Genomic DNA, 25,013 nt, shown 5'->3' on the forward strand with positions numbered 1-25,013 from the left:
TCGGCCGCAAAAAAAGCCTCCCGTGGGAGACTTCTCGTGTAACAGGCTTACAGGTCCTTGGACATCTTGCGGCGCTTGTCGGCCTTTTGCCGCTCGCCGGTGTTCAGAATCTTCTTGCGCAGGCGAACAGAGGTCGGGGTGACTTCGCACAGCTCGTCTTCGTTCAGGAACTCGATGGATTCCTCGAGGCTGAGGTTCTTCGGAGTCTTGATGGCCGCGGCGTGGTCCTTACCGGCGGCACGGGTGTTGGTCAGGTTCTTCCCCTTGGTGGCGTTAACAGCGATGTCGTTGTCGCGGCTGTTTTCACCGACGATCATGCCTTCGTAGACCTCGACGCCGGCGTCGATGAAGAGCTGGCCGCGGTCTTCGATGCTTTGCAGCGAGTAGGTCGTCGCCTGCCCGGCGTTGATCGAAACCAACGCGCCGGTCGTGCGGCCCGGCTCCCAGTTCTTAACGACTGGCAGGTACTTTTCGAAGGTGTGGTTCATGATGCCGTAACCACCGGTGCTGGACAGGAACTCGGTGGAGTAACCGATCAGGCCACGGGACGGCGCGAGGAAGGTCATGCGGGTCTGGCCGTTGCCTTCGTTCTCCATGTTTTGCATCTCGCCTTTGCGCTTGGACATGGCGTCGATGATGGTGCCGGTGTACTGTTCGGGCGTGTCGATCTGAACCTCTTCGAACGGTTCGCAGGTCACACCGTCGATGTCGCGGTAAATTACTTCCGGGCGGCCGAGCTGAAGCTCGAAGCCGGCGCGGCGCATTTCCTCGACCAGAATCGACAAGTGCAACTCACCACGGCCGGACACCATCCAGGCACCGGCCTGGTCGGTGTCGTCGACGCGCAGGGACACGTCGGTTTGCAACTTGGAGCGCAGGTAGTCTTCCAGCTTGCGAGCGGTGACCTTGTCGCCTTCGCGACCGGCGAACGGGCTGTCGTTTTGGAGGAACATCATCTGCAGTGTCGGCGGATCGATCCGCAGCACCGGCAGGGCCTCTGGCGTGGCGGCATCCGCGACGGTTTCACCGACGTAGATGTCGTCCATCCCGGACACGGCGATCAGGTCGCCGGCCTTGGCGGTTTGGACCTCAACGCGCTTGAGCCCGAAGAACCCGAACAGCTTGGTGACCCGGAAGTTCTTCTTGGTGCCGTCGAGCTTGAGCACAGACACGTTGTCGCCGACGGAAATGGTGCCGCGGAACACGCGGCCGATCCCGATACGGCCGACATAGTCGTTGTAGTCCAGCATGGAAACCTGGAACTGAAGCGGCTCGTCGGTGTTGTCGACTGGCGCCGGAATGGTCTTCACGATGGTGTCGAACAGCGGCTGCATCGTGTGTTCCTGGTCGGCCGGGTCGTCGGAGTAGCTGGACGTCCCGTTCAAGGCACTGGCGTAAACAATCGGGAACTCAAGCTGACTTTCATCGGCGCCAAGGTCGATGAACAGTTCCAGCACTTCATCCACAACCTCTTCCGGACGGGCGCCTGGCCGGTCGATCTTGTTGATCACCACGATCGGCGTCAGGTGCTGCTCCAAGGCCTTCTTCAGCACGAAGCGCGTCTGAGGCATGGTGCCTTCAAAGGCGTCGACGATGAGTAACACCCCATCGACCATCTTCATGATCCGTTCCACTTCGCCCCCGAAGTCCGCGTGCCCAGGGGTGTCCACGATGTTGATCGTGGTGTCGCCGTACTTGACGGCGGTGTTTTTGGACAGGATGGTGATCCCGCGTTCCTTTTCAATAGCGTTCGAGTCCAAAGCGCGGTCCCCGATGGTCATGTGCTCTGGCAGGGTGTCGGATTGCTTCAGCATCTCGTTGACCAGCGTGGTCTTACCATGGTCGACGTGGGCAATGATCGCAATGTTCCGAATGTCGTCGCGTGTCTTCACGTGTATTAACTTCCTTTCAGCGTGCCTGTTTGATTACGGCATAAAAAAACGTGTCGAGTCGACACAGTCTTCGATAAAACATTATAGCACAGGTCAAAGCGCCTGTGACGGTTTTCTGAAAACTTTTTGGTGACCGCTACGGCCGCGCCATCGCGGCAACAATCGCCGCGTGGGCCTGCGGCATCGCCGCGACCACCAGACCGGGTTGCAACAGGTCAAGCGCCGCCCCGTCAGGCCGGGTGACCCGCAGGCCGAACCCGGCGCCGATTGCGGCCCCGGCCGCGACGTCCCAAGGCTGCAGGTACGAGACGTAGCCGACCTGCTGACCCGTGGCGATGGCGGCAAAGGTCATGCCGGCGCTGCCGATCATCCGCGCTCCGGCGCTGGCCAAGGCCAGCTCGCCGAGGTGCGACTGGTTGTGAATCGCCATGCGCGAGTTGACCCCGAGCAGGCCGGCCGCAAGCGGCAGGTCGGCCGGCGCCGCCAGCGGCACCCCGTTAACCGCAACCGGCCAAGCCGGGCCGCCGGTGATCAGTCGGTCAGCCATCACGTCAAGAATGGCGCCGTACACGGCGATTCCATCGACGTAAGCGCCGAGCATCACGGCGAAGTTGGCGCGTTGCTTGACGAAGTTCATGGTGCCGTCGATGGGATCCAGGAAGAACACCAGCCCGGCCAGCGTCTGCGGCCGCGCCAGGTGGCTCTCCTCGCCGACGATGGCCGCCTGCGGGTAGGCGGCCTGCAGTTGCGCCACCAAAAAGGCCTGGTTGGCCCGGTCAACGTTGGTCACCAAGTCGTTGCGGTTGGTTTTGGTCGTCACGGTGAGCGGTGCGGCCATCGCGGCGAGAATTCGCTTGCGGCTTTGGTCGAGCCAGCCGACCACCTGCTGGTGAAGCGCGGCGACGTCCATCAGTCGACCCTCAGCTTGACGCGCTTGGCCGCCGTCTCCCGTGCGGCCTTCATCGTCAGGTAAATGGAGTAGCCGGAGTTGGCCTCAAACTCGCGCCCCAGCTGCCGCTCGGTGCCCTTGTCTGGCACCACCTGCTTGAAGCCCGCGTACGCGGCGAGCAAGTTGGCGCGGTCGGCACCTTTCTCGTAGGCGTCTTCCACTAATGAGTAGAAGGTCGTGACCCGAACCATTTCGTCGGTGGTCCAATCCAAGTCGAGCGGGTATTGGTAGTTAGGTTTCAAGATGTTCTCCTTTGTCATTCAATGCTTGCGAGCTTGCCTCGCACCGCCGCCTCGATGGCGACCAACGCCTCTTGCTCGGCATTGTCACCGGTGACCGGGGCCAAAAGCGTCACGCCGCGGGCATCGATCAGCATCGGCTGGGCGATGGCCAGCGCCCCTTCCGGCCGCTCGACCAACGTGGTCACCGGTGCCAGCAAGGCCTGGCCGGTCAATGCCGCCAGCAATCGTTCGACGGCCGCCGCCCACACCGAGGCGTCGGCCACCGCCGCAAAGGCGTCGCAGACGCCCAAAGCGTCGCGCATGATGGCGCCGGCGTCCAGGTCCTTCATCAGGCTCAAAACCGGCGTGGTCCCGATGAACGCACGGCTCCACAGCAGCGCGTAATCCTGCTGCGTACCCACGGCATAGGCGGTGACCGCCTCACGCGGTACGGCAAAGCGCGTCGCCAAGAAGCGCTCGAAGCAGGCCGTCAACGCCAAGGTGCCGATGCCCAACACATCCGACTTCGGCAGACCCGAAATGCGCTGGGCAAAATAGGTCCCGACCGCCGCCTCGCCGGTGGCGACCAGCACCACCCCGCCGAATCCCGCGGCCATGGCGGCGTTCAAAACGCGCCGCATCCGCGCGATGTTTTCAAGCCGCAGGTCGCCTTCAGCCGCGGCCGCGTAATCGGTGAAAATCAGCACGTCTGCCCCGGCCAGGCTCTTGCTGGTCGCCTTGCCAAAGGCGTTGGCCCCGATGGCGGCCAGGGCGGCCAACCGCGGCCACTCCAGCGCCGAAGGATCGGGCGCCTCTAGCGCCAGCTCTAACGCCAGCGGGCTTTGAATCAGCCGCTCGCACACTCGAATCGTCGCGGTGCTTTGCCCGCACACCACCACTTTTTGCATGTTTGCCCCCTACCGGCTCACCAAAAGCCGCCTGTGATAACCGAAGGATACCGCTTTTTGGGGCAAATGGCCAGCCGCAGCCACAAAAAAGGCGCCGGGCTAAGCCGACGCCAAAGGGTCATTGAATTAGGCTAAGCGCCACGAGACTGGATCCTGGTTGTAGCGGAAGGCCGCCTCTTGGGCGGCGTGCCGCGTTGTACCAACCAGGGTGAGCTCACGGCCAAACGCCGTGAACACTGCGCGTTGCGACCGACGGGCCAACAGCGCCGCCTGCCGGGCGATGAGCGCCTGTGGCAGGGTCGCCAGGCCACTGAGTGCCGCATGAACCGCGGCGCCTACGGTCAAAACCGTGGCCTGAAGCCAGGCCACCAGCACCGCGAGCTGTCCGGCAGCCGCGTCGCCTTGGACCAGGCGGGCCACCAGGCGGTCGTCGCCGACCGCCAGGACCCGGGCCTGCGCGGTTGCCACCGCGCGGCTGCCGGCCAGCGCAACGTCAACGCCAACCTGCTGGCCGGTCACGGTCAGCAGGAGGCGCAGCCAAGTCGCCGGCTGGGCGGCCACCGGCCCGCAGACATCGACGGCCAGCCGGGTGCCGGCCTGAACCTGCACCACGTCGCCGACCACCAGGCCCTGCACGGCGATTGGCCGTGCCAAGCCGTCGCGAATCACCAGCACCTGACGCGGCGCGTCAAGCGCAGCCAGCCAGCGGGTGAAGCCCAGGTGGCCGAGCCCGGCCAAGCCGGCGATCAAACCGGCGACGGCCAAACCGGCCAGGCCGTGAGCCGCGGCTGCCAGCAACAGGCCAAGCCCGATCCCGAGCAACACGAGTGGCCGAAGTGCGAAGGCCGGCGCCTGAATGCGGCTGCCGTGCTGCAACACTTGCTTTTGCTTGACCTCGATGCGGGTCAAGCCGCTTTGTACTTGCATCAACATCGTCAATCTCCTCTCTTCGATCGGAGGTTTGGATGCCGCTTTTATCTATTTAATTGATGTGGCGGCACAATGTCAAACCTTCCGGGATCTGCATTGTCGGGATTACCACCATCGATCGCTGTTTGTTTCATGTACCCACCACCTTTCATTCACCGTCCGCTGTGCGTAAAAAGCGCACACCAATTGGGTATGCGCGCGATTTGCATCCCAATCGTTTAGTTTTAGCACTATACGCCTAGAACAAAGTTCAGCTACGTTAGCGCAAGCCTTTGTAGACAAGCGCAGTTGACTCATTGGCATCTCTGGATGTTTCTGAGCAGCAGCATTGTTCGTATAGGAGCCTCACCTAACGGAAAGCACCGGATTTAACTACTTACTAATCATACGCAACTGGCGGCACGGTGTCAAGGCCAGGCCTTGCGGAATTTCTTTTTTGTTGCGGCGCGGTGTGGTAAGGTAATCAAGAATAATGAATTGGAGGTCTTGATCGTGTATCTCATGAAAGACATCACCCGCGACGGGGCCCGGGTGCTGCGCGAACACGCGCAGCCGGTGGCCTTCCCGCTTTCGGATGAGGACAAAAAGCTCGCCAAGGACATGATGGATTACCTGGTCATCAGCCAAGACGAGAAGGAAAACGAAAAGTACAAGCTGCGCCCAGGCGTCGGCTTGGCCGCCCCTCAGGTTGGGGTGGGCGAGGCGATGGCCGCGGTGCTAGTGCCGGGCCCCGACGACGAGATCCTATTTAAAGAAGTGCTGATCAACCCCGTGATCATCAGCCACAGCGTCCAGGAAGCGGCGCTGTCGGAAGGCGAGGGCTGCCTGAGCGTCGACAAGGACGTCCCGGGCTACGTGGTGCGGCACGACCGCATCACCATTCGCTACCAAAACCTCGCCGGTGAGACCAAGAAGGTGCGGCTCAAGAACTACCCGGCCATCGTGTGCCAACACGAGATTGACCACCTCAACGGCATCTTGTTCTACGATCACATCGACAAGAAGCAACCCTTCCACATGAAACCCGAGGGCATCCTGATCGATTAACCCACACCAAAATGGCGAGCCGCAAGCGGCTCGCCATTTTGCGTGTCGTCACACCCGCAGCACGTCTTCGACGTACTCGGCCGTCGCCTGGTTGACCAGGTAGGCGACATCGACGTGCAACAGCCCGTCGCGCAACCAAAAATCGGTCACCACAAGCGCCGGGCCGCGGGTCGCGGCCTGCAACCCCGCCGCCGTTCCCGCCTGCGCCAGTGCTTGTTCCAGCGCCGGGCGGGTCGGGGTCTGGTCGGCAGCAATCATCACGTACTCGAAGGCCGCAATGCCGTGACCCCACACATCGGCCACCGGGGTGCTGGCCACCAGGGGCTCGTGCGGCCAGCCCAGCGCGGCCAGTGCAGCCGTCACCGCCGCGTCACAGGCCTGCTGGCTGCGCGTCAAAAACAGTCGCAGGGCCCGGCGCTTGCGAGCGGCGCGGTACCAGATCAACAAGCCCGAAAGAAGCACGACGCCCACCGCCGCAATCAACCACCACATGTTAAGCCCCCCTTTCCTTTAGTATACCGCAGTGGTCGCCGCCGACACTAGCCACCGGCGTTTCGGGCGTGGCGTCGGTGCCGCAATTATGATAAGATAGTCGTAACTGTTGATGCCCATTCAACATTTGACCGGTAAATCGCAAGAGACGCCGCATACGTTGCGGAGTTTTTTGGCGTACACGAAAGGAGTCTACCATGATTTACAAAGTATTGTACCAAAAGGATATGGTCCGCAACCCCAAGCGGGAAACCACCGAAACGCTTTACCTCGAAGCGGATTCGGCCGCGGCAGCACGAGCACTGGTGGAGGCCCACACGCCTTACAACATCGAATTCGTGCAGGAGCTTTCCGGCAAGTTCTTGGCCTTCGAGCAGCAAGAACCCGGCTTTGAGCTGACGGAGTTTTAGCCTCAATGAAACTTAACGTCAAAAACAACGAAACCGCCGTTTTTGCAATCGGCGGCCTAGGTGAAATCGGCAAGAACATGTACGGGGTTCAATTCCAAGACGAGATCATCGTCATCGACGCCGGGATCAAGTTCCCGGAAGACGACCTGCTTGGAATTGATTACGTGATCTCCGATTACTCCTACTTAGTGCAAAACCAAGACAAGATTCAGGCGCTGGTCATCACCCACGGGCACGAAGACCACATCGGCGGCATTCCCTACTTCCTCAAGCAGGTGCCGAACGTGCCGGTTTACGCCCCACCGCTGGCCGCGGCCTTGATTCGCGGGAAGCTGGAGGAGCACGGGTTGCTGCGGACCACCGAGCTGCACGAGCTCAAGGAAGACGCGGTGCTCAAGTTCCGCAAGATCACCGTCGACTTCTTCCGCACCACCCATAGCATTCCGGACACCTTGGGCGTCGCCGTCCACACGCCCCAAGGGGTGATCGTCGAAACCGGGGACTACAAGTTCGACCTGACCCCGGTTGGCGATCAGCCGGCACCGAACCTACAAAAAATGGCCCGGCTGGGCGAGGAAGGCGTCTTGCTTTTGATGTCCGACTCGACCAACGCGGAGATCCCGAACTTCACCAAGTCCGAGCGCTTCGTCGGCCACTCGATTCGCCACTTGTTCGATGGCATCGAAGGCCGCATCATTTTTGCCACCTTCGCCTCCAACATCTCACGCATCGCCCAAGCCGCCCAAGCGGCGATGGACCACGGGCGCAAGATCGCGGTGTTCGGCCGCTCGATGGAAACCGCGATGGTCAACGGCCGCGAGCTCGGTTACCTGGACATTCCAGACGACGTGCTGATCGACAGCCACGAGCTCAACAAGATTCCGGCCGGTGAGGTCATGATTCTTTGCACCGGCTCGCAAGGCGAACCAATGGCGGCGCTGTCGCGCATCGCTAACGGCACCCACCGCCAGATCTCGATTCAGCCCGGCGACACCGTAATCTTCTCGTCCAACCCGATTCCGGGCAACACGGTCAGCGTGAACCACGTGATCAACGAGCTGGAAGAGGCCGGAGCGACGGTCATTCACGGCAAGGTCAACAACATCCACACCTCCGGCCACGGTGGCCAAGAGGAGCAAAAGCTGATGCTGCGCCTGATGAAGCCGAAGTTCTTCATGCCGATTCACGGTGAGTACCGGATGCTGAAGATTCACACCGAGCTCGCGCAGGAGTGCCACATCCCCGAAGACCACTGCTTCATCATGGACAACGGCGATGTGCTGGCCCTAGGCAAGGATTCCGCTCGCCGGGCCGGGCACTTCCCTGCCGCCGACGTCTACATCGACGGCTCCGGCATCGGTGACATCGGCAACGCGGTGATTCGCGACCGGCGCCTTTTGTCCGAGGAAGGCCTGGTCGTGGTGGTCGCCACCATCAACATGCAAAAGCAGGCCGTGCTGGCCGGCCCGGACCTCTTGTCGCGCGGCTTCATCTACATGCGCGAGTCAGGCGAGCTGATCAACGCCGCCCAGCGTCGCGTCTACCGCACCATCAAGACCACCTTCAAGCAAAACGAGAAGGTCACCGAAGGCATGCTCAAGGACGCGATCATCGCCAACCTGCAGGAGTTCCTGTTCGACAAGACGGAACGCCACCCTGTTATTTTACCGATGCTGATCACGCTGTGATTGTGAACCGAGACGCGACTCGCGCCTCGGTTTTTGATTATTATGCAGTATTCACCCGCGCGAAATCGCACGGGGCCGCAGGGATTTGGTTGTCTTATCCAAAACCAGCCGGTATAATCAACATTAGTGAAATTGAGGAAGAGGGATCCGCATGGCCGACTGTTTTTATTACATTATTTTTAACCCCGCCGCGGGCTCCGGCACCTCCGTGGCCACCTTCAAGGCGGTTCGCAAGGTGCTGGACGCACGCAAGCTCCCCTACGAGATCCGCGTCAGCCGCTACTCCGGCCACGCGGTTCAGCTGGGCAAGCAGATCGGCAGCTTCAATAAGCACACCAACGCGGTGGTGATGGTGATCGGTGGTGACGGCACCCTGAACCAGACCATCACCGGTCTGCGCCAGACCGATCAGCCGCTTTTGCCGGTCGCCTACATTCCCGCCGGCTCCGGCAACGACTTCGCCCGCGGCATCGGCATGGCCCAGGAGCCGCTGAAGGCGCTGGACCAGATTCTGGCCGCGACCAAGCCGCTGGTGCTCGACATTGGGCAGTACAGCGAGGCCACGCGCCACGAGGCCGGCTACTTCGTCAACAACATCGGCGTCGGCTTCGACGCCGCGGCGGTGGCGGCCACTAACCGCAGCAACTACAAGCGCATCTTGAACAAGCTGCACCTCGGCAGCCTCGCCTACATGTTCGGCGTCGTCAACGTGTTCTTCTCGCGCAAGCCCTTCCCGGTCACCGTTCACGTCGACGGCCGCTACGAGATCATCCCCCGCGCCTTTCTTTGCACCACCACCAACCACCCGTACTTCGGCGGTGGGGTACGAATTCTGCCGACCGCCACGCCGACGGATGGCGAAATTGACCTGATCGTCGTCGAGAACCTGAACATCCCCTACTTCCTCTTCCTGCTGTTGGAGCTGATCCGCGGCCGGCACCTGAAGTACAAGGCGGTTCACCACTTCAAGGCCAAGCACCTGCGGGTCGAAACCAGTTCACTGGAGTTCGGGCAGATGGACGGCGAGGAGATGGGAACCCGGCCCTTCGATCTGGACTTTCACGTCGTGCAACAACCCTTTTGGATCAAGCTGGACTGACGCCAAAACGCCTCGCCTTTGCAAGCACTTGCAAGGCGAGGCGTTTTTGGCGTCAAAAGTAATCGGAGAAGTACGGCTCATCCATCGGAATTAGGCTTTCCAGCTGCTTGACCGCCTTCTTGGACGCGGTCAGCCGCTCGATTTTGGCCAGGTAAGACGGCCGCCGGTAGCTCATCAGCATGGTGGTCAGCGTCTGAATGTCAAGCACCACGCGCTCACCCACCGGCCGGTCGGTGACGTGGATGCGACCGGTCGCGTCCCACCACAGGCCAAACGTGCGGTTGTTCCACTCGGCCAAGGGGTCGGCCACCACGAAGTGTAAAGGCGCCCCAGGCTCGACGAACGGGTAGACCTTGAGGAACTCGGCGACGTCGACGATTCGCGCCATGAAGTACGGGTGAATCGTCTGCTTGATGTCGCCGTCGTCCAGCAGAAAGTGCAACGGCTCGTTCTTGTAGATGTCGCCTCGCACGTGCTCGACCATCGAGAAGTGGGCGGCGACGAAGTTCCACAGGCCGATGCGGCCCTCCTGGGTGTTGTACACCATCTCCTTGATGTGAAACACCTCGTCGGCAATCCAGTACAACACGTAGCCCTGGGGAATGTCTTGCTCGTCGTAGTAGACCCCGGCGACGCGCTCCTCTTCGTTCTCCCAGCGCCAGTACTCGTCCCAGTTCAGCTGGTTGCGAATCATCGCGCCGTGGTTGTGCAAAGCGAAGCGGTTGTAGGTTTCGATCACATCCGGGTCGTCGATTTCCAGCCGCTCGACGTGTCCCGGCATGTTCGCGTCGGCCTTGGGCAGCTGGGTGTCTCGCACGTCGAAGGTCAGGTGGTCGGACATGATCTCCCAGCCCTTTTTGCGGTAAAAGGGAATGCTGTAGGGGTATAGGTAGGAGATCCACTGCCGGTGGTCGCGCATGTGCCTAAGCCCCAGCTTCACCAGGTCGTGCATCAGGCCGTGGCCGGCGTATTCGGGGTAGGTACCGACCCCGGTCAGCCCCGCCATGTCGTAGATGGTGCCGTGAATGTTCACCCGGCATGGGTAAATGGCCAGCTGTGAGATCAGCTCGCCGTCGTGGAACCAGCCGAACACGTCGGACTTCTCCAGCACCGGCCGCTTCGCCCGTTCGAGCTCGCCTTCCTCGTAGCCGCCTTCCTCCATGTCCTTGGCGGTGACTTGAAACACATAGGCCAATAAGTCGTTGAACTGCTCCAGATCCGCCGGGGTGACCTGGCGAATCTCAAGTTCGGAACGTATGTCTGCCATAAAAACCTCTTTCTACTTGCTACTTGCTTGCGCGTAAGGGGTGATGCCGGTCATGCCGATCATCGGGTCAATGGTGTTGGCGGCGACCAGCGCCGGCGTCAAGCGAAAGGACGCGGGGGCGGCGACCGGTTCGGCGGCCGTGGCCGGCTGGTCCGGCGCCGCCACAGTGGCAGCCGGCGCTGGTGTTGCCGACGCCGCTTCGCCTTGCGGGGTGGCCGCGGCGGGTTGATCGGCCAGGGCCGCGGCGGCGGGATTGGCCGCAAGCACCGCCTGAAGCCGCGCCACCAGTGCGGTTTGGCGGTTGTCGGCGACTTCGGACACCGCCAGTTCGAAGGCCCGCGGGTCGCCCATCAGGATCAGGAAGTCCTTGGCCCGGGTGATCGCCGTGTACAGCAGGTTGCGCCGCAGCATGCGGCGGCTGCCCAGCGTCAGCGGCAAGATCACCACCGAAAACTCACTGCCCTGCGCCTTGTGAATCGAAGTCGCGTAGGCCAGGGTCAGCTTGCCCCAGTCGCTGCGCTGGTAGGACAGCTCGTTGCCGTCAAAATCCAGCGTCAGCTCGTCGGTTTTGCTGTCGGCCTGCTTGGCCTCGGTAATGCCGACCACCTCGCCGAGCTCGCCGTTGTAGACGTTGGCCTCCGGATTGTTGACCAACTGCAGCACCTTGTCGCCGATGCGGTAGACGCCGAACGGGCCGGTGACCTCCTTGGTCCGGGCGTCGCGCCGGGGGTTCAGGATGTCTTGAATCAGCGGGTTGAGCTGGTCGATGCCGGCCACCCCGCGGTACATCGGCGCCAGCACCTGCAGCTCGCTTTTGGCGAACTTGCGCGAGGCCTTTTGGACCACCTGCCCCACTGCCGGCGCCAGCTGGTTGGGCGGGCAGAGAATGAAGGAGCGGTCCGGCCGGTTTTGCTGCCAGTCGGCCGGCAACTTGCCGGCGTTGATCGCATGGGCCAGCGGGATGATTGAGCTGGCGGCGTCTTGGCGGTGGATGTGGCTGAGCTCGAGGCTCGGCAGGGTCCGGCTGCGCAGCAGGTCGGCGAAGACCTGGCCGGGCCCAACGCTTGGCAGCTGGTCCTTATCCCCCACCAGAATCAGGTGGATGCCCGGGTGAACCGAGGTCAAAAGCGTCCGGAACAGGTACGTGTCGACCATCGACATCTCGTCGACAATCAAAAGCCCGTCCGGCAGGTCCTTGGGCTCAAAGTCCTGGCTGTCGACGGCAAGCCCCAGCAGCCGGTGAATCGTGCTGGCCGGCAGCCCCGTGGTTTCCATCATCCGCTTGGCGGCGCGGCCGGTCGGGGCGGCCAGCATGAACGGGAACGGCTCGTCCTTGTACGAATTGGGGTCAAGCGACAGGTCGTGCAGCGCCGCAAAGACGCGAACGATGCCGTTGACCACCGTGGTTTTGCCCGTACCTGGGCCGCCGGTCAAAAGAAAAAGCTGGTCTTGCATCGCCGTTTGGATCGCCTGCGTCTGCGTCTCGTCGTAGTGGATACCTTCCGCCTTGGCCACGGCCTTGATCGCCTTTTGGATCGCCTTGGGCTTGGGGGCATCGTCGTCGCTCGCGCGAAGCAGTAGCTTCAGCCGGTCGGCGATCACCCGCTCGGCGTCGTACAGGCGCTTGGGGAACACGTGCTGGTCCTCGACGAACAGCTCGCCTTTTTGCGTCAGCGCCAGCATCGCGTCTGCGACCTGATCCGGGTTGATGGCGACGTTTCTGGCGCCTTCAAGCATCGTGACGGTGTCTTTCAGCAAGGTCGGCAACAGCGCGTAGGTGTCGCCGGTGCCTTCCGTCAGGCTGGCCAGCACATCCAAGACCGCCCCGGCCAAGCGCATCGGGGCGTCGGCCGCCACGTTCAGATGGGCGGCAATCGCGTCGGCGCGTTTGAAGCCGATGCCTTCGACGTCGGCGATCAGCTGGTAGGGGTTCTCTTCAATCACGTGCATCGCGTCGGTGCCGTAAAGCTGGTAGATCCGGGCGGACATGTTGCTGGTGAAGCCCAGGTCGTTGAGGCCGATGATCACCTGCTCCATGCCGAGGTTGGCGGTCAGGTTGTCGACCAAAACCGCCTGCTTTTGGGCGTTGAGCCCAAGCGGCGCCAGCACCTTCGCGTCCTTGAGAATCTTGTCGATTGCGCCCATGCCCAGGGCATCAACGATGCGTTCGGCGGTTTTGGCCCCGATACCCGGGAACTTATCGGAGCTCAGGTAGTTGATCAGCCCCTGCTTGGAGGTCGGCTTGGCCACCGAGTAGTTGGTGGCGGCGAACTGGCCACCGTACTTGGGGTGGTTGACCAGGCTGCCGACGAAGCCGTAGCTCTCTTCTTCCTTGATGTCGCCGAAGCTGCCGGTGACCACAATTTCTTTTTCCGGCCAGTCGAAGTCTTTTTGGGTGATGCCGACCAGCAGAATCTTGAAGAAGTTGCTGGCGTTTTCAAAGAAAATCGCCTTCACCCGCCCGGTCAGGTGACACTCAGTCATGGTCTTGAACCTTCAAGAAGCCGGCGATGTCACGCACCCGCCCGGCCTGCTCCTGGTAGCCCTTGGGATCGAGTGCCTTGGCCTGCGTCAGCCAGGCGCTGCCGTCCCGACCGGCACCGGTTTCGGCCATGCCGTAGGTGAACAAGACCTTGGCGTCTTGACCCTTGGTGAACGGGCGCAGCAGCGCCGCCGCCTGGTCGAAAACGCCCAGCCCCAGCAGCAGCTCGGCGCAAAGCAGCGCCGCATCCACCCGCGTCAAGTCGGCCTCGTGTGCCGTCAGCGCAAAGGCCAACGCGCGTTGCGTCTGGCCCATGCGCTGGTAGGCCAGCCCCAGCATGTACTGGGCGTCGGCCTGCAACGACCCTTGGTTCAGCTGCTGGAAGTAGCGCACCGCCAACGGATCGTTCTCCTGAGCATACGCCAACAGCCCCGCGTCGTAGGTCAAATCGGCGTCGCCTGGAAACAGCCCCAGGGCCTTCACCAAAAGCTGGCTGGCCTGATCGAAGGCCTTGATGCCGATCAGCATCGTCGCCAAGGTCGCGTAGCGCTTGGGGTCGGTCGGCTTCTCATCGATGCGCCGCACCGCCTCTTGAATCGCCGCGTCGTGCTCGCCGCGGTTGAACTGTGCGATCATTTTGTCTGCCATGATTCCTCCTAGATCGTGTCGGTCGGGTCAAGCCGCTTGGTCAAAAAATCCGTGTCGTTCCAGCGAATCAACCGGTAAGGCAGCCGGGGCTTCGCCTCCAGAATGGTCACGCTGGAATTGGTCAGGCCGCCGTCCTTACGCATGTCTGCAATCGGGGTGCCCAGCAGGCTTTGAATCAGCGCCACCAGGGCCGCCCCGTGGCTGACGAACAGCAGGTTGGCCGAGCCGGTGGCATCGGCCGCCACCGCATCAAACACCACCGGCTGCATCCGCTTGATCAAGGCGGGAAAGCTCTCGCCGCCGATGCTCGTCGGGTCGTAGTCGGCCGGGGCGTGGCGAAAGGCCTGAAGCTCCTTGGGGTACTGCGCCTTCACCGCCGCGAAGGTCATGCCCTCCATCTTTCCCAAGTCGAACTCGCGCATCCCCACCGTGGTGGTGACCGGAATCGTCTGGCCCAGATCGGCCAACAGCACCCGCGCGGTTTCCTGGGCGCGAGGCAAGGGACTCACGTAGGCGTGGGCGAAAGCCACGCCCTGTAAGGCCCCGGCAAGCTGATGAATCTGCTCGTAACTTTCGGGCAGCAGGGGTGAGTCCCCCTTGGCCCCCTGGTAGCGCCCCGCCAGGTTCCATTCCGTCTTTCCGTGTCGCACAAAGTATAACCGCGTCAAACCGTGACCCCCTTAGTGATAACCTTAATTATCGCGATTTCACCGCGGGATTTCAAGGGGGGCGCCGGCCTGCAAGCGCGGAAAGCGTCTTGGCTCACCCCTTGGCCAGCGCGTGGCCGCTCACCGCCACGCCTTCAAGCGTCAAAAGCGCAACCTTGCGCGTCAGTCCCCCGGCGTAGCCCGTCAGGTCGCCGCTGACGGCAACCACGCGGTGGCACGGCACGAACAGCGACAGCGGGTTGTGCTCCACCGCGTTGCCCACGGCACGGGGGCTAGTCGATGCCCCCAGCGCCTGCCCCAAGTCGCGGTAGGTGACGGTGGTGCCGTATGGGACCTGTTGCAGCGCCGTCCAAACCGCTTCACGAAAGGCGGTGCCGCTTGGGTGCAGCGGCACGTCAACGGTCGGCCTGGCGCCGGCGAAGTAGCGGTCGAGCCAGCGCGTGGCCCGGTTCAAAAGCGGCGTGGTTGCGACTGTGGCCTGGGCCAGCGCCACGCCTTGGCCGTAATGCGCCTGATCTTTGAACCAGGCGCCGCACAGCCCCTGGTCGTCGGCCGCAAGCGTCATCGGCCCAAGTGGTGTCTGATAATCGATGCGATTCATAATCTGCCTCCGTACGTATGTTTGCATCCATTATACCACCCGCCGCCAACAAAAAAACCGCCTCGACATGAGGCGGTCCGACAACTTAGATGTACTGCAAAACCTTGGCGTCGTTGTAGGCCAAATCGATGGTCCCACCGCCCAGGCACTCTGCGCCGTCGTACAACACCACGGCCTGGCCCGGGGTGATGGCACGAACCGGCTCGTCGAAGACGATCTTGGCGCGGTCCCCATCCAGCGTGACGGTCACGCCGGTGTCCTTTTGGCGGTAGCGGAACTTGGCGGTGCAGTGGAAGCTGGTCGCCGGCGCCTGGCCGGTGAAAAAGCTCATCTGGCTGGCATCCAGGCTGGTGGCCATCAGGGCCGGGTGGTTGAAGCCCTGGCCGACGTACAGCGTGTTGGTCGCCAGGTCCTTGCCAACCACGAACCACGGCTCGGAGTTCTGGCTGTTGCCCCCGATGCCAAGCCCGGACCGCTGGCCGATTGTGTAGTACATCAGCCCGTCGTGGGTCCCCATCTCAACGCCGTCCACCGTCATCATCTTGCCGGGCTGGGCCGGCAGGTAGGTGCTCAAAAACTGCTTGAAGTTGCGCTCGCCGATGAAGCAGATGCCGGTGCTGTCCTTCTTGGCCGCGGTGGCCAGGCCGAACTCCTTGGCGATTGCCCGCACCTCGGGCTTTTGTAAGTGGCCGATGGGAAACAGCGACTTCTTCAGCTGCGCCTGCGACAGCTGACTGAGAAAGTAGGTCTGATCCTTGTTGCCGTCGGCGCCGCGGAGCATGTGAACCACGCCGTTCTCATCGGTCGTGGTCTGGGCGTAGTGCCCCATCGCGATGTAATCGGCATCGAGTTCCTCGGCGTAGTCCAGGAAGGCCTTGAACTTGATTTCCTTGTTGCACATCACGTCCGGGTTCGGCGTCCGGCCGGCCTTGTACTCGTCCAAGAAGTACTGGAACACCCGGTCCCAGTACTCCTTTTCGAAGTTGATCGCGTAGTACGGAATGCCAATTTCTGCGGCCACCTTCGCGACGTCCTCGTAGTCGGTCGTGGCGGTGCAGACGCCGTTTTCATCGGTGTCGTCCCAGTTTTTCATGAAGACACCGACCACGTCGTAACCCTGCTGCTTGAGCAAAAGCGCGGTGACGGACGAATCCACCCCGCCGGACATCCCCACCACGACACGCGTGTTGCTATTGTCCAAAAAAATCACCATCATTTCGATCAGATTCTGGAGTTCTCCGATTTGAAGGTCGACAATTCCAGTAGTCACAATTATACCAGTCCGACCCAGGATTTCAATCCTAACCAAAAGTTAGCAACCGCATCAAAAAGCCCGGTGCGGGTAACGGCCGCGCCGGGCAGGCCGAAGCCACCGCAGGGTCTAACCCCGTGGCGGCCTCGGTCTTCTTGCTGATTGGTTGCGTGCTTGTGCTGTCGTCCCGCGGTCATCGCATCGCTACGCGGCACGTCGGGACAAGCCACCTGTCAGTCGGTGCCGCAGCTACCTCGCGTGGCGAGTAGGCGCCGGGCTGTGCGGCAGGTGGATGGTGGTCCACACCCTGGTGGTCGGCCCCAATCGGAGGAGGCCGTTGCGCGAAAACGTCGACGTTGTTGCCTGGTTCGGCATGGCATGGGTGGGGGTACTGGGAATGCTTATGTCCCGGACCTTCCCCCTAAGCAGAAGAGTTGCAAGCGCTGCGGCCGCGGCGTTTTCCCTGCCCGTTGACAATCATCTGATCATAATGTAAGCCCTGCCATCTCAGCCGTCAAGTTTTAAGCCCACAACCACAAAAAAACCAGCCGCATGCGGCTGGCCGACGCTCAGGCCTCTTCGAGGACGTCGCGCTCAATCAGGTTCTCAATCAGGTACTGGTACTGCTCCACGTTGTCTGCGGTCTTGGTGTCCTTGAAAATGTTCAAGGCCTTCAACCCGTTGCCGGTGGTCACGCCCATCTGAAAGCCGGACAGGTCCTTGGCCACCGTCACCTTCAGCTTGTTGGCCGCGGTGAACGGCGAGTTCGGATCCAGGCTGCGTTCCAGCTGGAAGTTGCCGTTTTTGGTCTGGACGAAGCCCAGATCCATCAGCGTGTAGCGCTTGATGTTGGCGCCGATTTTGTAGGTTTTGGGATCACCTTGAGCCGATCCCGTGCTTGCTAATGCCATTGTCTCTCCCCCTCACTGTCTTCTTCATTCTACCATGGTCGCGCGGCGGCGCAAAGCGCTTACTTGGCGGCCTTGGCCCGCAGGCGGGTGACGATTTTGATCAGCGCCGTGATGAACTGGGCGATGTCAAGGGTCGTCGTCGCCTTGCCAAACGAGATGCGAATCGATTCACCGATGCGGGGACTGTCGGCGCCGTACATCGCGGTCAGGACGTGGGACGGCTCGAGGCTGCCGGCGGTGCAAGCCGACCCGCCCGACACCGCAAAGCCGGCCAGGTCGAGGTTGGTCTGCAGCGCGTAGGTCGACACCCCGGGGAACCAGAGGTTGAACACGTGGTTCAAGGCGTCGGCCTGCACGGTGCCATTAACTTCGAACGCGACGTCGGCGCCGCGCAGCGAATCCTGAATCTGGTGCTTGAAGCCGAGGTACTTGGCCTGGCGATCCGCCTTCTCCTGCGGTGTGATCAGGCTGACCGCCGCCGCGAACCCGGCGATGGCCGGGATGTTTTCGGTGCCGGCGCGGCGCTTGCCCTCCTGCTCGCCGCCCTTGATGAAGGACGGGAAGTTCAGGCCGGCGCGGCGGTACAAGAAGCCGATGCCCTTGGGCCCGTTAATCTTGTGGGCGGACACGCTCAGCAGGTCGACCCCCAGCGCATCGACGTCGATGTCGAGCAACCCGTAGGCCTGGGTCGCATCGGTGTGAAACCAGGCCTGATGCGCGGCCAACCGGGCCCCGATGGCGGCAATCGGCAGGTGACTGCCGACCTCGTTGTTGCCCATCATCACAGACACCAAGATGGTGCGGTCGTCAAGCGCGGCGTCAAAATCCGCCAGGCTGATCTGGCCGTGGTCGTCAACCGGCAGGTAGGTCACCTCAAAACCTTCCTTTTCAAGCTGCGCCAGCGGCTTCAAGACGCTGGGGTGCTCGATGGCGGTCGTGATGATGTGGTTGCCCAACGCCTGCCTGGCGTGGGCCACCTGCACGATCGCGGTGTTGTTGGCCTCGGTCGCACCGCTGGTGAACTGAATGTTGTCGGGCAAGGCGTGGATGCTGGCCGCCATGGTCTGCCGCGCCTGGTCCAGCACGGTGTGGGCCTGGCGCCCGAACCAGTGGGTGGAGCTGGCGTTGCCGAAATCGTCTTGCATTTGGGCCGTCATCGTCGCGATGACCTGCTTAGCCATCGGCGTCGTGGCGGCATTATCGAGGTAAATGTGAGCCATGTTCTGCCTTCTTCTAGAAAAATCTTACGCGGCCAGCTGGTGAATGTAGGCCAGAAGCATCGCCGCGCTTTGCTTACCGGCCTCGATGATGAAGTCATCGAAGTTGACGCTGGCCTCTTCGTTGCCGCCGTCGCTCATCGCGCGAATCACGACGAACGGCACGTGGAACTGCGTGGCCACCTGCCCGATTGCGGCGCCTTCCATTTCGGAGGCCAAGGCATCCGGGTAAATGCCGTGGATGCGCTTGATCGAAGCGGTGCTGTTGATGAACTGGTCGCCGGAGACGATCAGCCCGACGTGCGTGGTCAAAGCGACGGTTTCGGCCGCCTTGGCAATGGCTGCCACCAGATTTGCGTCGGTGGCGAACTTCTGCGGCTGGTTCGGCAGCTGCCCCGGCAGGTAGCCAAAGGCCGTCGAGTCGACGTCGTGGTAGGCCACGGCGTTGGCGATCACGACGTCGCCGATGTGCAGGCCGGCGCCGATGCCGCCGGCGGAGCCGGTGTTGATCACCACATCCGGGTGGTACTGGTTGATCAAAACGGCCGTGGTCATCGCGGATTGCACCTTGCCGATGCCGCATTCGACCATCACCACCTCAATGCCTTCGATCGTACCTTGGTAGTACTGCTGGCTGGCAAACTGCTGAGCCTGTTCGTTGTTCAGCTGGGCCCGAAGCGTCCGGATTTCCTCTTCCATCGCACAGATAACGCCTAATTTCATCTTCACTACTCCATTCTCGCCGGCCGGTGGCCCGCATATTTACAAGGAACTATTCTACCTTAACCGCCGGGCGGCCGCAAACCGCTAGAGCTTGAACAAGACCACGGCGACGATGATCAAAAGCACGACCACAATGCCGATGGCCCAGTTCAGCTTCTTTTTGAGGCTGTTGACCTTGGTGTAGGTCACCGCGTCAAAGCGCGTGTTCGGCTCGGCCTGGCGCTTTTTGGCCGCCCGTTGGGCCGCCGCGTAGTCACGTTCGGTTTCGCGGCGCTTGACGTCGCGTTCCGAAGCCGCGCTTTCGGCCTTGGCCTGGGCCTCGCGGTAGGCCTTTCTGGTGGGAATGTCAGACATGTTGCGCCTCCTTGAGCTGCCAGTGCAGCAAGCCAATCACCGTTTTGGCGTCGCAGATGACGCCTTGGGCCTGGGCCGCAAGCGCCTCGGCCAAGGTCAGCCACTCACCGGCCACCGCCTCGCCGACGTCTTGCGGCCGCTGGTTGGCCGGCCGGTGCAACCCCGTCGCCGAATACAAGGTGATGGTGGCATCCGAGAAGCCGGCGCTTTGGGCGACCCGCGCGAGGTACTGCCAGTTGGTCGCGGCCAGCTGCGCCTCTTCGTTGAGCTCGCGCTTGGCGGTGGCCAGCGGTGCCTCGCCGGGTTCGATGCGCCCGGCCGGCAGCTCAAGCGTCTCTTGCCCAAGCGGGGTTCGCCACTGCCGCACGAACAAGACGCGCTCGCCGGATTGCGCCAAGACCCCGGCAGCGCCGGTGGTGCGAACCACCTCGCGCGAGGCGGCGGTGCCATCGGGCAGTTGAACGGTCAGCCGGTCCAAGTTGAGAATGCGCCCGGTGTAAGGCGCGTGGTGTGCATTAATTGTTCCATGAGTCGACTCCTTTTCTGTATCTTACCAATCTCTGGGCCAAACGCCAACGCCTTAACCAAAACTAAACGAAAGTCAATCCTAGGGCCGATATTCCCCCTCCGGTTGTATGGTAAACTAAAGGCACGATAACAATTCAGGAAGTGAGCCCGTGAAAAAAAATGACAAACAGATTCGCTGGCTGCGCGTGGGGCTGTGGACCCTCGGCGGCTTCGTCCTCGGCGCCGTCAGCACCCGCCTGTGGCTGGCCGTTTTCGTCGCCGTGGTCTTCGGCTTCGCCCGAATCCTCGGCGAGCTGAGCCGACCGCGCCCGACCGCCCCGGTGGCGGCCCCGCCGATGACCGACAAGATGGCGGCGCATTACGCCGACTCCGGCCTCAGTGAAAGTGAAATCGACCTGTTTCGCGAGACCATGGATCAGGTGGCCGCACAGATTCGCCAATTCGAAACCATCGAAAACCGCGTCCCGAAAATCAAGAGCGTCGCACTCAACCACGACCTGGACAACGTGATGCACGCCTACTTCAAGGCCGTGGTCAAGACGCCCAAGCAGCTGGCAAGCGCCGGCCACTTCGTCTACGAGCAGCTGCCGAACCTGGTCAGCATCGCCCAGAAGTACGAGGAAATCAGCCACCACGAGGTCAAGACCCAAGACACCTACGACGTGTTGACCACCGCGGCCAACGCCTTGGGCGACCTGGCCGAGGCGGTCAAGGCCGACTACGCCGCCTTCGTCGAAAACGACCTGGACGACTTGGAGGCCTCGGTGGCCCTGGCCAAGCGGCAGATGCAGCCGCGGCTGAACGAATCAACCGTCCTACCGGGGCACCAAGTCGCTGGCAACCTGGCTAAAGAAGAAATGGAGAAATCGCATGAGTGAAGAACAGCCGCAAACCGATACGCAAAACCTGGTCAATGACCTGTTGAGCCAGCCATTTTCCGCCACCGCCAACCCGGTGGCCAAAAAAGAGGCGCAGGCCGAGACCCCGACCTTGACCCCCGAGCAGGAGGCCCAGGCCAAGGAGCTGGCCAAGCAGCTGGACGTCAAGAGCCAAGACGCGGTGCTGAGCTACGGCGCCGCCGCCCAAAAACAGCTGGGTAACTTCTCGCAAACCATGCTGGATCAGGTGCAAAGCCAAGACACCGGCGCCGTCGGGGATGCCTTGTCCAGCCTGATGGCCCGGCTCAACGAGGCCAACCCAGACGAGCTGCGAGCCGAAAACAGCAACATTTTCAAGAAGATGTTCGGCAAGGTGCGACGCTCAATTTTCGAAATCACGGCCAAGTACCAAAAGATCGGCGCCCAAATCGACGCGATTGCCAGCCGCCTGGAGAAAGAACAGCAGGGCCTTTTGACCGACAACAAGATGCTCGAGGAGCTCTACGGCCAAAACAAGGCGTACTTTGACGCCTTGAACATCTACATCGCCGCGGCCAAGATGAAGCTACAGGAGCTTGAGACCACCACGATTCCGGTGGCGCTCAAGGAGGCCCAGGACTCTGGTGACCAGATGAAGGTCCAGGAGGTCAACGACCTCAAGCAGTTCCAAGCCCGGCTTGAAAAACGCGCCTACGACCTGCAGCTGGCCCGGCAGATCACCCTGCAGCAGGCCCCGCAGATTCGCCTGATTCAAAACACCAACCAGGCCCTGGCCGAAAAGATTCAGGCCAGCATTAACACCGCGATTCCGCTGTGGAAGAACCAGGTGGCCATCGCTTTGACCCTGCTGCGGCAAAAGGACGCGGTCACCGCCCAGCGCCAGGTCTCTGAAACCACCAACGACCTGCTGAAGAAGAACGCGTCGATGCTCAAGATTTCGGCCATCGAAACCGCCAAGGAGAACGAGCGCGGCGTGGTCGACATCGAGACCTTGACCCAGACCCAAAACGACTTGGTCGAAACGCTCAAGCAGACCCTGCAGATTCAACAGGACGGCCGCGCCAAGCGCAAGGCCGCAGAAGCGGAGCTCTCCAACATGGAAAACGACCTGAAGAACCACCTGCTCGATTACACCTCCGGGCGCATGGGCGGCGGCACCCCGCAGGCCTGACCGCACCAACCACAAAAGGCGCATGTCCCCCTTGCCGATAACGGCGAGCGGACATGCGCCTTTTTGCGTGGCCCGGCGGCACCGGAGCCGCACAGTCGCTTTGCGAGCTTAGTCAAAGACCGCCCTAGTTTCTGGTCTGCTGGCGCATCCGGTAGGCCGTCAGCGCCACCGCCACCAGGCAGATTGCTGCGGCAACGGCGAAGGCCACGTGCATCCCCTGAATGAAGTAGCCGGGGTGCTGCGGCAGGTAGGTCGTCACCTTCCCGCCGGCGGTGTGGCTCATCGCCCCGAACAACACGGTGGTGGCCGCCGAAATCCCGACCACCATGCCGAGGTTGCGAGCCAGCGCGTTCAACCCGCCGGCGATGCCCAAGTCCTGCGGCGCCACGGCGCTCATCACCACCGTGTTGTTCGGCGACTGGAAGCTGCCGTTGCCAAAGCCCATCACCCCAATCAGTAAGATGACCAGGCCCAGCGGCGTCACCAGGTTCAAGAACGCGTAGCCCAGCTGGCTGACCAAGATGACCAAGAGGCCGACCAGCGTGATTTTGTACGGCCCGATTTTATCCGACAGACTGCCGGCCAACGGCGCGACGATGACCTGAACGATCGGGAAAATCATCAGAATGTAGCCGGCCGTCGTCGCCGACAACCCCCGCGCGTTTTCAAGGTAAAACGGCGAGATGACATTGAAGAAGAAGTTGGTGACGAAAATCAAAAACCCGGCCAGCAGGCTGATGGTGAACTCGGCGTTTTGAAACAGCTTGAACGACACCAACGGCGCCTTGTGCCGCCGCTCGATGCGGATGAATAGCCCAAGCGCAAGCAGCGCGACAACGAACAGCGCAAGCACCCGCCAGTCGCCGAAGCCGACCACCTGCCCCAAGTTGACGGCGACGAAGAACGGCACGATCACCGCCACGAAGCTGGCAAAGCCGGCCCAGTCGATCGGCGCGTGAGACGGCGCGAGGTCTTTTGGCAGCACCCAGTGGCCGACCGCCATGGTGAGCAACCCGATGGGAATGTTGATCCAGAAAATGTAGCCCCAGGGCAGCTGGCCCAGGATCAGGCCGCCGATGCCGGGCCCGGCGATCGAGCCGACCGAGACGAACGAACCGATCAGACCCAACGCATTGCCGCGTTCCTTCATCGGGAAGACCTCGGTGATGATGCCGTTGTTGTTGGCCATGGTCATCGACGCCCCTAGCGCCTGCACCACCCGGGCGGCTAAGAGCAGCCCGAAGCTGTGGTTGAAGCCGGCCAGAAGCGAGCCGATGGTGAACAGCACCGTCCCGAGCCGAAAGATGCGAATTTTGCCCAGCGTGTCCCCCAGCTTGCCCATCAAAAGCAGCAAGGCGCAGATCACAATCAGGTAAATGGACACCACCCACTCGGCTTGGTTCATCGGCACCCCGAGGTCCTTGGCCATCACCGGCAGCGCAATATTGACAATGGAGCCGTCCAGCGTGGACATGATGGTGAACATCCCCACCGCGGTGATGATCCACCAGCGGTTCTTCTGGACGACCGGGTCGTTGACGTAGCTTTGCATGATTGCCTCCCGCAAGATTGATTACTGATTAGTATACGCCGATGTTTTCTGAAAAGCCAAGTGAGCATTCGGCCATTCTTTACACACTTTACCGAATCGATACGCAATCGATACAGGATGTTGCCTCAATCTTTACGCGCCGCCGCTACAATGAGCCTATCCTAATTGATGGGGGAAAGATAATGAAGAAAACTGGTTTGTTCACTACCTTAGCACTACTGTTCGTCCTGGCCGGCTGCGGCAGCCAAAACGCGCAAGGCGAGGCCAAGAAGTCGACCTCGAGCAGCGCCAACACCGCGACCAAGATCGTCGCCGTCGGTTCCACCGCCCTGCAGCCGCTGGTCGAGGCCGCGGCCCAAAATTACCAGCAGGCGACGCCTGGCGCCGACATCACCGTGCAAGGTGGCGGCTCCGGCGCCGGCCTCAGCCAGGTGGCCAGCGGCACCGTCACCATCGGGAACTCCGACATTTTCGCCCAGGAAAAGGACGGCGTCAACGCCAACGCCCTGGTCGATCACCAGGTCGCCGTGGTCGGCATCGCCCCGGTGGTTCACCCCGGTACCGGCGTGACCAACCTCACCCACCAGCAGCTGCTGGACATTTTCACCGGCAAGGCAACCAACTGGAAGCAAGTTGGCGGCAAGGACCAAAAAATTGTGGTGATCAACCGCGCCCAAGGCTCCGGCACCCGCGCGACCTTCGAAAACCTCGGCCTGAAGACCACCAAGGTCGTCACCACGCAGGAACAAGACTCCAGCGGCACCGTCATGAAGATGGTCAAGCAGACCCCAGGCGCGATCTCCTACCTCGCCTTCTCCGCGATTCAAGACGGCGTCACCCCGGTTGCCCTGGACAACGTCAAGCCAACCGACGCCAACGTGACCACCAACAAGTGGGTGATCTGGGCCTACGAGCACATGTACACCAAGGGCTCCCCGAACGCCGCAACCGCCAAGTTCATCAACTACATTCAGTCGGCCAAGGTGCAAGACACCCTGGTGAAGAAGATGGGCTACATCCGCGTCACCGCGATGAAGGTGGCCCGGACCCACGACGGCAAGATCGAAGACAAGTAACGCCACAAAAGCGCCGCGCAAACAATTTGCGCGGCGCTTTCGTGCGTCT

General features: G+C 61.8%; 25 protein-coding genes and 1 riboswitch. Of the genes, 7 read left to right on the forward strand and 18 right to left on the reverse strand.

The annotated features are described in order from the left end of the window. Positions 1–47 precede the first annotated feature (47 nt). The 5 genes from typA to ACYVRZ_RS01435 all read right to left on the reverse strand — a co-directional run bounded on the left by typA (position 48) and on the right by ACYVRZ_RS01435 (position 4,903). Entirely contained in the window at positions 48–1,892 is a 1,845-nt protein-coding gene (gene typA, locus ACYVRZ_RS01415; protein ID WP_262314525.1) for a translational GTPase TypA, read from the reverse strand. 136 nt (positions 1,893–2,028) lie between these two features. Further along, positions 2,029–2,802, reverse strand: coding sequence for an inositol monophosphatase family protein (locus ACYVRZ_RS01420; RefSeq protein ID WP_461224158.1), 774 nt, complete (start codon positions 2,800–2,802; stop codon positions 2,029–2,031). Continuing rightward, complete coding sequence (locus tag ACYVRZ_RS01425) at positions 2,802–3,083, reverse strand: UPF0223 family protein (protein WP_461224160.1); 282 nt, start codon at positions 3,081–3,083, stop codon at positions 2,802–2,804. Before ACYVRZ_RS01425 ends, ACYVRZ_RS01420 begins: the two co-directional genes overlap by 1 nt. 14 nt (positions 3,084–3,097) lie before the next feature. Beyond that, positions 3,098–3,970: a Rossmann-fold NAD(P)-binding domain-containing protein gene (locus ACYVRZ_RS01430; RefSeq protein WP_461224162.1), complete on the reverse strand. Its 873-nt coding sequence runs from the start codon at positions 3,968–3,970 to the stop codon at positions 3,098–3,100. A 126-nt stretch (positions 3,971–4,096) separates the two neighbouring features. After that, entirely contained in the window at positions 4,097–4,903 is an 807-nt protein-coding gene (locus tag ACYVRZ_RS01435; RefSeq protein ID WP_461224164.1) for a hypothetical protein, read from the reverse strand. A 199-nt stretch (positions 4,904–5,102) separates the two neighbouring features. Continuing rightward, a riboswitch (M-box (ykoK) riboswitch) is annotated at positions 5,103–5,264 on the reverse strand. Positions 5,265–5,392: 128 nt separating this feature from the next. Here ACYVRZ_RS01435 and def point away from each other — a divergent pair. Beyond that, positions 5,393–5,947 carry a peptide deformylase gene (gene def, locus ACYVRZ_RS01440; protein ID WP_461224166.1) on the forward strand — a complete coding sequence of 185 codons (555 nt, stop codon included), beginning with the start codon at positions 5,393–5,395 and terminating at the stop codon, positions 5,945–5,947. Positions 5,948–5,995: 48 nt separating this feature from the next. Here the strand turns inward: def and ACYVRZ_RS01445 are convergent, their stop codons facing one another. Continuing rightward, complete coding sequence (locus ACYVRZ_RS01445) at positions 5,996–6,439, reverse strand: hypothetical protein (RefSeq protein ID WP_461224168.1); 444 nt, start codon at positions 6,437–6,439, stop codon at positions 5,996–5,998. A gap of 197 nt (positions 6,440–6,636) precedes the next feature. On the opposite strand from ACYVRZ_RS01445, the gene ACYVRZ_RS01450 reads away from it, so the two are divergent. The 3 genes from ACYVRZ_RS01450 (at position 6,637) to ACYVRZ_RS01460 (ending at position 9,636) form a co-directional block, all read left to right on the forward strand. Then, complete coding sequence (locus tag ACYVRZ_RS01450; RefSeq protein ID WP_262314519.1) at positions 6,637–6,849, forward strand: DNA-directed RNA polymerase subunit epsilon; 213 nt, start codon at positions 6,637–6,639, stop codon at positions 6,847–6,849. 5 nt (positions 6,850–6,854) lie between these two features. Beyond that, positions 6,855–8,537, forward strand: a complete 1,683-nt coding sequence (gene rnjA, locus ACYVRZ_RS01455; RefSeq protein WP_461224170.1) for a ribonuclease J1 — start codon at positions 6,855–6,857, stop codon at positions 8,535–8,537. Between the two features lie 151 nt (positions 8,538–8,688). After that, entirely contained in the window at positions 8,689–9,636 is a 948-nt protein-coding gene (locus tag ACYVRZ_RS01460; protein WP_461224172.1) for a diacylglycerol/lipid kinase family protein, read from the forward strand. Positions 9,637–9,688: 52 nt separating this feature from the next. Here the strand turns inward: ACYVRZ_RS01460 and ACYVRZ_RS01465 are convergent, their stop codons facing one another. From ACYVRZ_RS01465 to ACYVRZ_RS01515, 11 genes are all read right to left on the reverse strand, one after another. Then, positions 9,689–10,903 carry a GNAT family N-acetyltransferase gene (locus ACYVRZ_RS01465; RefSeq protein ID WP_461224174.1) on the reverse strand — a complete coding sequence of 405 codons (1,215 nt, stop codon included), beginning with the start codon at positions 10,901–10,903 and terminating at the stop codon, positions 9,689–9,691. Between the two features lie 12 nt (positions 10,904–10,915). Next, a complete protein-coding gene (gene recD2, locus ACYVRZ_RS01470) occupies positions 10,916–13,387 on the reverse strand; it encodes an SF1B family DNA helicase RecD2 (protein ID WP_461224176.1) in 2,472 nt (823 codons plus the stop codon). Continuing rightward, entirely contained in the window at positions 13,380–14,033 is a 654-nt protein-coding gene (locus ACYVRZ_RS01475; RefSeq protein WP_461224178.1) for a tetratricopeptide repeat protein, read from the reverse strand. Before ACYVRZ_RS01475 ends, recD2 begins: the two co-directional genes overlap by 8 nt. Positions 14,034–14,041: 8 nt before the next feature. Continuing rightward, on the reverse strand, positions 14,042–14,701 hold the full coding sequence (locus ACYVRZ_RS01480; RefSeq protein ID WP_461224180.1) for a histidine phosphatase family protein: 660 nt from the start codon (positions 14,699–14,701) through the stop codon (positions 14,042–14,044). A 94-nt stretch (positions 14,702–14,795) separates the two neighbouring features. After that, positions 14,796–15,302, reverse strand: coding sequence for a methylated-DNA--[protein]-cysteine S-methyltransferase (locus ACYVRZ_RS01485; RefSeq protein ID WP_461224182.1), 507 nt, complete (start codon positions 15,300–15,302; stop codon positions 14,796–14,798). An 85-nt stretch (positions 15,303–15,387) separates the two neighbouring features. Then, positions 15,388–16,518 (reverse strand): tRNA 2-thiouridine(34) synthase MnmA, encoded by a 1,131-nt coding sequence (gene mnmA / locus ACYVRZ_RS01490; RefSeq protein WP_461224536.1) that lies wholly within the window; start codon positions 16,516–16,518, stop codon positions 15,388–15,390. A gap of 605 nt (positions 16,519–17,123) precedes the next feature. After that, positions 17,124–17,465, reverse strand: a complete 342-nt coding sequence (locus tag ACYVRZ_RS01495; protein WP_461224184.1) for a DUF1831 domain-containing protein — start codon at positions 17,463–17,465, stop codon at positions 17,124–17,126. Positions 17,466–17,524: 59 nt separating this feature from the next. After that, the gene (locus tag ACYVRZ_RS01500; RefSeq protein WP_461224186.1) at positions 17,525–18,685 is read right to left on the reverse strand and encodes a cysteine desulfurase family protein; all 1,161 of its coding nucleotides are present in this window, start codon (positions 18,683–18,685) and stop codon (positions 17,525–17,527) included. 24 nt (positions 18,686–18,709) lie between these two features. Then, positions 18,710–19,405 (reverse strand): 5'-methylthioadenosine/adenosylhomocysteine nucleosidase, encoded by a 696-nt coding sequence (locus tag ACYVRZ_RS01505; protein WP_461224188.1) that lies wholly within the window; start codon positions 19,403–19,405, stop codon positions 18,710–18,712. A gap of 84 nt (positions 19,406–19,489) precedes the next feature. After that, positions 19,490–19,759, reverse strand: coding sequence for a hypothetical protein (locus ACYVRZ_RS01510; protein ID WP_461224190.1), 270 nt, complete (start codon positions 19,757–19,759; stop codon positions 19,490–19,492). Further along, positions 19,752–20,237, reverse strand: coding sequence for an NUDIX hydrolase (locus ACYVRZ_RS01515; protein WP_461224192.1), 486 nt, complete (start codon positions 20,235–20,237; stop codon positions 19,752–19,754). Before ACYVRZ_RS01515 ends, ACYVRZ_RS01510 begins: the two co-directional genes overlap by 8 nt. A 199-nt stretch (positions 20,238–20,436) precedes the next feature. Between ACYVRZ_RS01515 and ACYVRZ_RS01520 the strand changes: the two genes are divergently transcribed. Continuing rightward, complete coding sequence (locus tag ACYVRZ_RS01520; protein WP_461224194.1) at positions 20,437–21,165, forward strand: 5-bromo-4-chloroindolyl phosphate hydrolysis family protein; 729 nt, start codon at positions 20,437–20,439, stop codon at positions 21,163–21,165. Further along, positions 21,158–22,336 carry a toxic anion resistance protein gene (locus ACYVRZ_RS01525; RefSeq protein WP_262316778.1) on the forward strand — a complete coding sequence of 393 codons (1,179 nt, stop codon included), beginning with the start codon at positions 21,158–21,160 and terminating at the stop codon, positions 22,334–22,336. Before ACYVRZ_RS01520 ends, ACYVRZ_RS01525 begins: the two co-directional genes overlap by 8 nt. 124 nt (positions 22,337–22,460) lie before the next feature. Here ACYVRZ_RS01525 and ACYVRZ_RS01530 read toward each other — a convergent pair whose 3' ends face one another. Continuing rightward, complete coding sequence (locus ACYVRZ_RS01530) at positions 22,461–23,888, reverse strand: MFS transporter (protein ID WP_461224196.1); 1,428 nt, start codon at positions 23,886–23,888, stop codon at positions 22,461–22,463. Positions 23,889–24,070: 182 nt separating this feature from the next. Here ACYVRZ_RS01530 and ACYVRZ_RS01535 point away from each other — a divergent pair, with 182 nt between their 5' ends. Further along, positions 24,071–24,964 (forward strand): phosphate ABC transporter substrate-binding protein PstS family protein, encoded by an 894-nt coding sequence (locus tag ACYVRZ_RS01535; protein ID WP_461224198.1) that lies wholly within the window; start codon positions 24,071–24,073, stop codon positions 24,962–24,964. Positions 24,965–25,013: the final 49 nt, after the last annotated feature.

Source organism: Lacticaseibacillus suihuaensis (genome assembly GCF_054785075.1).